Below are 6,967 nucleotides of genomic sequence, written 5' to 3'. Positions count from 1 at the left end.
AAAAAACTCTAGACAAAGCTTCTGTTAAATTATTTGGTTATCAGAAATTAATTCCTAACTTATATCAATTCGATGGTAATCAAATAGTTTGCGAAATACATAAGGCTATAGATAAAAGCCGCACCTAACACATATGAACCTTCTCCCGTCAAATAGGCAATAGTATTTTTTTTAGCTGCCGTTAGGCAGCTAAAGTATCTAGTCAATCAGCAAAACCTATTACTTCGCTCTGTCATATGGGCAGTAAACCAATCGTTTACGGCAAACACATATTGAGGCTCTCTTAATGTGAACTCATCACTGCCTGAAACAGTCTGTCCGTAGGTCGTTCAGGGGCACTAGACATTCATCGGTTAACCTTAATCTGGCGCTACTCAAGCGGATGACTCACTTACATAATATAAGGGTCAGTTAGTTAAAGGCTCAGCTAAGGTGTAAACGATTTTGCTCATTGTTGATGCGCACCAATGGGGTGTCTAATCAAGGCGACAAGGCTTATACCGCGACGACACTTACCTGCTTTTACTTGCTCAAGGCAGACTTAAAGGCAAATAATCCAAGGCCGTTCTTGCTTATCCAGTTAGGTGTTCAGCTCACCCCATTGTGCGACTTAGCCTTTTAAAAACCGTTCATCATCAAAGACCGTTTTGTTTTTTAACATGAAATAAACACAGCGCCCGAGCTTATGCGCCAATACTGATAGGGCTTTGGCCTTGCTCATGCGTTTTTGTAACTTGTTCAGGTAGCGTTTGGCTTTGTCGTTACCGCGTAAATATAACACCGCTGCTTCGCTAAAAGCCCATTTAAGATGACCATTGCCAATTTTATTGCCGCTGGTGCCATAGGTTTTGCCTGCCGATTCGGCTTTGCATTTAACTAACCGGCAATAAGAAGCAAACTTAGTGACTGATGTGAATCGCTCAATATCCCCGATTTCATAAAGCATCGTCATCGCCAATATAACGCCGATACCAGGGACGGTTCTCAGTTGGGCGTAATAATCCGGCCTATGTTTCTGGGCTTTGCGTTCAAGGTAATATTCAAGGTATTTCAGCTCTTTGGCATAACAATCTAAGATGGTGAGGTCGAAATTGACATTGCGTTGCACGGCTTCATCGTCAAACCGTGTTTGAAACGCCTCTCTGACACAGTGGTTTTTTAGATGCAGCTCTAGGGGCGGATAGTTGTATTGGCTGTTGGTATTGACAATATGTGCTTTTAACTGTGCACCATGACGCACCAAGCTGGTTCTTCGTCTTAATAAATCTCGTGTTGAGCGCATCGCTTGCGGGTAATTGTAAGCTAATGGAAAATTGCCGCCCTTAAGCAGGCAGGCAATTTTATAGGAGTCGATTCTATCATTTTTGGCTTTACCGCCGTGAATGGCTTTCATGTACAGGGCATGACCCAAGACAAAATCAATGTTGTATTTAGCACACAGGTCACTGACCCAGTACCAGCAGTGCATGCATTCGACGCCAATCACCACTTGGCCGATATAAGGGGAAATAAGGCTTAACAGCGCTTCTTTGTCGGCGGCAATTTTTTGATGAAGCACCTTGCTACCATGCTCATCCAAGATGCACACATAAAGAATTCGCGCATGCAGGTCGATTCCACAATAAAAATTGTGTAGTTTAGTATAGAATTTCATTGAGCTTTCTCCTTTTGGGTTTGGTCGCCTTGAAGTTTAGCCAATGGCTAAACTTCGGGGAGAAGGTTCAATAAGTATCAAGGCAATCATGGATGGGACGTCTAAAGCTTGGCTGGCGCTCATTCTTCGCTAATTTTAGCCAAGCATTTGTGCGCCCCATATTGAGGCGTTAGGTATCACTAGTCATATGGATCGTAGATACAAAAAAAGAATTAATCGATATTGGGAAAAAATGGAAGCGAGATGTCGTGAAGCTTTCGATAGACTCGATACGAATGAGTGGTTTGATTTATGGCATACCCATCCAGATTGGGATGGAAAAGGTAATTCGAGGCCAGAAAACCGTCGACGCTGTGATGAATTAACCTATGAAATGCTGAAAGTAGCTGAGTCAATTACAGAGCACCGTGGCAGCGAAGTTCAATGTTTCGCCCTAGTAAAAGAAGATACGATGGATAGTTCAATCTATATTCACAGTGAAAACCCAAACGGTTCTGAGTTCCCATTTCAATATGAGGGAGTTGTGTGGGGGCATTCGGGTTCTCGGTTAGACCAAATTGTTGATTTAGCCGTCCACGAAATTGGCCTTTTCAAAAGTGAAAGCGAAAACACACTATTCATTAGAAAAAATGCCTAACAAACGCCTCAAACATCGCGCATTTCATGCGCTGGACTCGCAACAAGTTGCTCGCCGTTTAGGCGAGCGTTAGGCATCAAATATGGAGTATTCTGCAATGGATGGTGATGATAAAAAGCCCTACCTCTTTCTGAATTCATTTCTCGTAAAAGATGAGTATAAAGACCTTGATGTCAGTGAATTCTTAAAGAGTTCAGCTCAAGTGAACACCTACGACATTGATACTCAACATGAGTTAGAGGGGAATCTTTTCGTAAAAATCCCAACGGAGAAAAAGCCTAAATGGACTACTTTTACTGAAGAAGTGACAGGTGTAGATTTGGATGAACTGTCTAATAGATCTAGCTCCGCGTTATTAATTATTAAAACCCCCGATAATACAATGGCTTTTACTTTTGGTTATGGCCGTTTTCTCTTAGATACTAAGTATTTTGTACATGACTTTGGAATAAAAACAGCGCTGAACACTTTAAAACACGACAGTTTGAGAAGCGTTGATCTTTTTACTTTAGATGATCAAGCTGTACAAAAAAAGTCTCAAGCAGCGAGGGAGTCAGGTGTAGGCGTCTTTGGGATTGATATTTCGAAAGATGTATTGAGAGCAGTAACAGGTTCACCTAAATCAGGTGTCAATTTAAAGAATATCTCAGGAGGTGATTCTGTATTTTCTTTTGGTATAGAGTTAAACATCGATGAAATCAGTGATTTAATCTCAACGCTTTCGGGCTATTACGACAACGACTCTTACAAAGGTGAATTTTCATGGGTAGATAACATCCGTAAGATTAAGGAATCGTCTGAAATTTCAAATCTAGATGATCATCTTGTTACTGCATTAAAAGCCAAAAGCTCTGATGTATGTGTCACTATTCCTGAACTAGCTGATTGGGATTCTATTTGGGGCTTTAGCTTTACGCGCTCCAAAAACACTATAAATCCTACAATTGAAACTAATGACTACTATGCAAATCTTGATGTTTCAGCTGTATCTGTTGATTCAATAAAGAGAGACCGACTATTTGTATATGACGTCCATGAAAATGAAACAGAACACCAAATATATAAATCTATTTACTTTGAACATAAAACAAGCGACAAAGTATATGTGCTGTTTGCTGGCGCATGGTACGAAATCGCTACCGACTTTATGACTAGAGTAAACACCACGCTTTCACAAATACCTATATCTAGCTTACCATTTCCTGAAGTTTATACATGGAGTGAAGTTGTTGATGGTAAGACAAAGGATAAAATTGAAACCGAAGGTGACTACAATGAAAGGGCTGCCAATACACATTCTTATCACCTTTTAGATAAAAAATTAATTAAAAGCAATAGAACAACAACCGCCATTGAGCTTTGTGATCTAATGACTGCAAACAAGCAGTATATTCATGTCAAACACCGAAAAGGTGGCTCGGCTGGTTTAAGTCACTTATTTGCTCAAGGTAGTGTGTCTGCAGAAATATTGTTGGGTGATAAAGAGTTCAGAAAAGCAACTAGAAAAGTTCTCAAACGCGTGTGCGATGGATTACAGAATACAGTTCCGTTAAATAATTTTAAAAGTGATGGGGTAGAAGTTGTATTTGTAATACTTGGCGAAGATTCATCAACTTTGAAGGATAACTTACCATTTTTTAGTAAAGTAAACCTTTCCAAGGCATTTGAAAGTCTTTCACAACGAGGGTTTGACGTAAAAATTGCTGGTGTAGGCACAGTACCTAAGCCCTGATGCCTAACAAGTCAATTCAAAGGACAAAAAAACAGCTGGCTTTTGCTCCTTCGTCGCTAATTTTAGCCAGCTATTTTATTGTCTCTGATTGAGGCGTTAGGCGTAAAAGTAGTCATGAGCAGAGAGAGATTTGATTTATTAATTCGGGCAGTAGTAGAAGATAAAATCATGGCAGAGCGGCTTGTATCAGAAGATCCGATGATTGTTCATGCAAAAAACGGCATTGGCGAGACCGTGCTGCATTATCTTGCAGTTGAGGATCAACTAGCTGAAGTTTCGTGGTTGCTTAAACATGGGGCTGATATAAACACCACCAATGATTTTGGGAATACACCGTTATCTGAGGCGGCAAGCCTCGGTTACTATAATCTTTGTGAATTCCTCCTGAACAATCGTGCGGATCCGAAAAAAAAGACCCCGGGAGGAGATTCTGCGTTGAGTGAGGCGGCAACTAATAACGAAGTTAAAATCGTTGAGTTGTTGCTTTCTCATGTTGAGCCAGGAGAATCACTCAGAGACTACTTTTCGAAAGTTACGTACGACGTTCTATTAGATAAAGAAAGCCAATCGGCAAAACTAATTAAATTGAAGGGTTTGTCATGGTGAAGCGCCTAACAAATCAAACCAGCAAGTGCTCTTCGGGCAGGGACTCGCTAACGCTCGCCCCTGTTTGAGGCGTTAGCAATCAAAGGATGATCATGAGAAGTATCTATTCACCAAGACAAATTCAAGCCGCAACATTTTTTGGAGGCCCATTTGCAGCAGCATATTTTTTAAAATTTTCGTTTGAATCTATAGACAAGCATGATCTAGCTTCTAAATCTTTTATTTTTAGTCTAATAGGTAGTGTACTTATTATCGGAATACTTCCATTCTTACCTGAAAAAATGCCAAACAATGTTATTCCTCTCCTTTATTTAATCCCTGTCGTAGCACTACTAAAGAAACATTACTTTACTAAAGAACAAATAATAGAGTCTGAAGAATTTGAAATCGAATCAAGTTGGAAAGTTGCTGGAATATCATTAGCTTCAGTAATTCTTTATGGTGTTATCGCATTCGGCTATTTATGGGTTTCACAATTAGACGATGATGTTGCCAATAATGTTGTAAATAATATTAATACAGCAAAAATTGAACTTAATAGTGATTACTTTTTAGACTTGAAAGCTACTAAAGATCTTAATGGTTCAGGGGTTTTAATGTATTTCACATTAAATAACGGTGTGGTTTACCAAATAAAAGATTCTAATCCAGATGAACTTAGAGCGTTTGCCATTCAATTTATAGGCTTGGATTATTTAAAAGATCTCGCCAAAAGTAATGTTTATTTTATTATTCATTTTCAAACTAAAACTGAAGAAGTAGTAAATAAAGTTATACTGTCACCTTCAAATATAGAGTCAAATTGATTGCTAACAAGCCATTACATTAGCGGGACTGCTAACAGCTTGCTCAGTTCCGCTTCGCTGCACATTTTAGCGAGCTATTATCAGCCCCTGAATGGGGCGTTATGTTTTACACAAAGGAAGTGTTATGAATTCTACATTGGTTAACAAATCTTATTTATTTGCTTTAGTTTTTTTACTTGGGTGTGATAATTCAGAAAATGATGAAATTAACTGTACAACAGAAGCTGTCCCAGCAATAACTATATCAGTAACAGACAAAGAGTCAGGTCAATCCATCAATTGTGGTGTCACAGCATTAATTGAGGATACTAACTTCTCTGAAGAGCTAATAAACCCAGATTCAGATAATTGTGATAATACGCTTATGTTAAATGGCGCATTTGAAAGAGGTGGGATCTATAACGTTCATGTGTACAAGGATGGTTACTTAGACTGGTCTCAATACAATATAGAAGTAACTAAGAATACTTGTCATGTAGCTACAGTTGTTGTTGAGGCTGTGTTAGAAAAGTAAAACATAACAAGGCATTCAAACGGAAAATTTACAGTTGGCTGTTTTTCGTTCCTCAAACATTTTAGCCAACTATAATTTTCCGCTTAATGTGGCGTTATATTTTTTTGAGGTATCGCTATCTTTTCTAAGTTGATGAATACATGGATTGTTGGCTTATTTCTTATAAGCATTCTTCTTTTTATGTTCACGTCAGGTGAAGATGTCACAATTGATTCAGAAGCTTTAAATTGTGATCTTAAAGAATGTAAATATAGTTTCACGCTTTCTAACAATACCTCTTCTATCAAAAATGGCTTTGTTTATATTTACTTAAGGGAGACGTTGCCAACTATGTCACATTCTCCTAAAGATTTAGGCTATATCGAGGTACCTTTTCAAGTCCTGCCTGATAGCTCTACTGAATTTTATGGCGTTTATGAGTCGAAGTTGGACTTGTTGGGTTACTTCAGAGTATCTTATAAAAAATATAACAAGCCACTCAAGTAGCGGGACTGATAACAGCTTGCTCGGTTCCTCTTCGCTACACAGTTTAGCAAGCTATTTTCAGCCCCTTAGTGGGGCGTTAGGAGCCACGGAGAGTCATAATCAAAATCTACACTAATAAATTAAAAATACTGCTCTATCTTTGTGGTTCTTTAGCTTTTTCTTATATGCCATGGAGCATCGTAGACTCAACGGGGCATTGGTTTGGATATGTATTTTTAACCATGTGTCTATTTTGTGTATTTATCTTTTTTACTTTATTGTTACCTTGGTTTAGTTATATTGAAATCAATGAACAAGGGATTGTTATTAAAAATGTTTTTAACACAACTAGGTGTAACTGGAACAATTTAATAGGTGTTGGTGTAACTAATAATGGTGGAGTTGCTTTAAGGCTAAGTAAGCCTAAAAAAACTCTAGACAAAGCTTCTGTTAAATTATTTGGTTATCAGAAATTAATTCCTAACTTATATCAATTCGATGGTAATCAAATAGTTTGCGAAATACATAAGGCTATAGATAAAAGCCGCACCTA

The 6,967-nt window shown here is 38.4% G+C and carries 8 protein-coding genes; 7 read left to right on the top strand and 1 reads right to left on the bottom strand.

The features are described from left to right. Window positions 1-610: 610 nt before the first annotated feature. Window positions 611-1,654, bottom strand: coding sequence for an IS110 family RNA-guided transposase (locus ACSLUH_RS19140; protein ID WP_448570013.1), 1,044 nt, complete (start codon window positions 1,652-1,654; stop codon window positions 611-613). Between the two features lie 187 nt (window positions 1,655-1,841). Here ACSLUH_RS19140 and ACSLUH_RS19135 point away from each other — a divergent pair, with 187 nt between their 5' ends. The 7 genes from ACSLUH_RS19135 to ACSLUH_RS19105 form a co-directional block, all read left to right on the top strand. Continuing rightward, window positions 1,842-2,291 (top strand): hypothetical protein, encoded by a 450-nt coding sequence (locus tag ACSLUH_RS19135; protein ID WP_448570011.1) that lies wholly within the window; start codon window positions 1,842-1,844, stop codon window positions 2,289-2,291. 82 nt (window positions 2,292-2,373) lie between these two features. Then, on the top strand, window positions 2,374-4,023 hold the full coding sequence (locus ACSLUH_RS19130) for a TIGR04141 family sporadically distributed protein (RefSeq protein WP_448570009.1): 1,650 nt from the start codon (window positions 2,374-2,376) through the stop codon (window positions 4,021-4,023). Between the two features lie 114 nt (window positions 4,024-4,137). Beyond that, window positions 4,138-4,629: an ankyrin repeat domain-containing protein gene (locus ACSLUH_RS19125; RefSeq protein WP_448570007.1), complete on the top strand. Its 492-nt coding sequence runs from the start codon at window positions 4,138-4,140 to the stop codon at window positions 4,627-4,629. Between the two features lie 92 nt (window positions 4,630-4,721). Beyond that, window positions 4,722-5,435, top strand: coding sequence for a hypothetical protein (locus tag ACSLUH_RS19120; RefSeq protein WP_448570005.1), 714 nt, complete (start codon window positions 4,722-4,724; stop codon window positions 5,433-5,435). Window positions 5,436-5,559: 124 nt separating this feature from the next. Further along, window positions 5,560-5,949 carry a hypothetical protein gene (locus tag ACSLUH_RS19115; protein ID WP_448570003.1) on the top strand — a complete coding sequence of 130 codons (390 nt, stop codon included), beginning with the start codon at window positions 5,560-5,562 and terminating at the stop codon, window positions 5,947-5,949. A 330-nt stretch (window positions 5,950-6,279) separates the two neighbouring features. Then, on the top strand, window positions 6,280-6,435 hold the full coding sequence (locus tag ACSLUH_RS19110) for a hypothetical protein (protein ID WP_448570001.1): 156 nt from the start codon (window positions 6,280-6,282) through the stop codon (window positions 6,433-6,435). A gap of 164 nt (window positions 6,436-6,599) precedes the next feature. After that, window positions 6,600-6,967, top strand: a 368-nt coding sequence (locus ACSLUH_RS19105; protein ID WP_448569999.1) for a hypothetical protein, incomplete at its 3' end; no start/stop codon positions are given.

Source organism: Thalassotalea ganghwensis, from assembly GCF_053485795.1.
The sequence above is the reverse complement of the archived record's forward strand: the minus strand, read 5'-3'. Positions and strand labels throughout refer to the sequence as shown.

Bases quoted from the DNA above. Each gene is read 5' to 3' on its own strand.
- ACSLUH_RS19140 (WP_448570013.1), bottom strand. From the start codon at position 1,654: ATGAAATTCTATACTAAACTACACAATTTTTATTGTGGAATCGACCTG.
- ACSLUH_RS19135 (WP_448570011.1), top strand. From the start codon at position 1,842: ATGGATCGTAGATACAAAAAAAGAATTAATCGATATTGGGAAAAAATG.
- ACSLUH_RS19130 (WP_448570009.1), top strand. From the start codon at position 2,374: ATGGAGTATTCTGCAATGGATGGTGATGATAAAAAGCCCTACCTCTTT.
- ACSLUH_RS19125 (WP_448570007.1), top strand. From the start codon at position 4,138: ATGAGCAGAGAGAGATTTGATTTATTAATTCGGGCAGTAGTAGAAGAT.
- ACSLUH_RS19120 (WP_448570005.1), top strand. From the start codon at position 4,722: ATGAGAAGTATCTATTCACCAAGACAAATTCAAGCCGCAACATTTTTT.
- ACSLUH_RS19115 (WP_448570003.1), top strand. From the start codon at position 5,560: ATGAATTCTACATTGGTTAACAAATCTTATTTATTTGCTTTAGTTTTT.
- ACSLUH_RS19110 (WP_448570001.1), top strand. From the start codon at position 6,280: ATGTCACATTCTCCTAAAGATTTAGGCTATATCGAGGTACCTTTTCAA.